Source organism: Capnocytophaga sp. oral taxon 324 str. F0483, assembly GCF_000318315.2.
In the GTDB taxonomy this organism is placed as follows: domain Bacteria; phylum Bacteroidota; class Bacteroidia; order Flavobacteriales; family Flavobacteriaceae; genus Capnocytophaga; species Capnocytophaga ochracea.
Genome location: NZ_KB291488.1, coordinates 1 through 1,287, shown reverse-complemented (window position 1 = coordinate 1,287; position 1,287 = coordinate 1). Strand labels below are relative to the sequence as shown.

1 protein-coding gene is annotated in these 1,287 nt (G+C 43.0%); it reads right to left on the bottom strand.

The window, feature by feature from the left end:
• A partial coding sequence (locus HMPREF9072_RS12325) for a toxin VasX (protein ID WP_009410199.1) occupies window positions 1-1,287 on the bottom strand: 1,287 nt, incomplete at both ends.

Sequence of the window (1,287 nt, the reverse complement as noted above, 5' to 3'; positions counted from 1 at the left end):
TGTAAGGCAATGCCAATACGTATTTTAGCATCACTGCGGTACTGGCTTTCCTATGGCAGTGTTTGGCAAAGGCTTCTGCTACGCTCTCTGAAACTTTCACAACGCTTATTGTCAAATCTCTTGTCGTATTAAACGAGAGAAAGTCCCCGTGCTCAATAAATAATTCTGGGGGAGTCTCTCTCGAGAGTATCTTATCGAAAACACTGCCCTCTTTGGTAACCTCCTCAAAGAAACGGTCTATATGGGGCTCGTTGTTGCCCTTATAGTCTTCCGGAAGGTCTATATAGCGGTCTTTGTCTTGGGCGTGTTCTTGCAACAGTGTCAAAAGGTTGCTCAAAAAGTATTTGCCTAAATAAACGCATCTAAGGTCTTCGGTAAAGAATTTTAGGTGTTTTTTAAAATAATCGCAGCTCAGTAGTGTGCAAAAGTCCTTGCGCACCTTTTCAATAGCCTCGTGGTAATAACCTCTCACCCCAGTACCCAATACATTGGTAATCCTCTGCTTGTTGGCATAGCCTCTTAGCCCTTTTCCCATATCTTCGGTAGCTTGGCTGTAAAGCAAGTGGTATAAACTCAAGGCTGTACCAAAAAGAGATTGATAGTCCTTGCTGTTTTTAGGAGGGTTAGGGGCTTCTCCTGTCTCGTCCCACATCCGCTTAAAAATAGCGAAATAGTCCTCTCCCGTTTGTAGTGAGGTGATGGTTGCCTGGTGAAGAGTGTGCAACTCCCGTAGTTTTATCCCCATATCAAAAGCACAGCCCATAGGGTCGTTTAAGGTAATAAACAGGTCTTCGTAAACCTCTGGCTCATTGGCTTCCTTTTGCCGTTTCTCATCTTCTACAATTTGCTCCAATGCGTTTTGGTAATGGTACAAACGGCTATCTCCCATCGCAAAGGCTGCCTTTATGTATCGAAACGATTTAACATCGTGTGCCAAATCGTCTTTCTCTGCCTCAATAGCTTTGCATTCTATAAGTTGCATACGCTTTTTGCGCTTTTGCTCATCGGTGAGCATTTCTTTTAGGTATTTGTAATGCCATTGCACGTGCGAGTAAGCTATCCAGTATTTCGTATCTTTTTCTACTATCAAATAGTCTGATGCAGGGGTATTATTGGTAAATACACGTACATCTTCGTACTCTTCGTCTTTATGTCCCTCTTCTATCAGATAACGCAATTTTCCTAAACTATCCACTTCTACCTCTCTAAAAGCGTCCGTTGCATTGGGGTTGTCGTTTATTAGGTACAGATACCCCTCATTGAGTCCGGTACGTACCAAATCGAAGT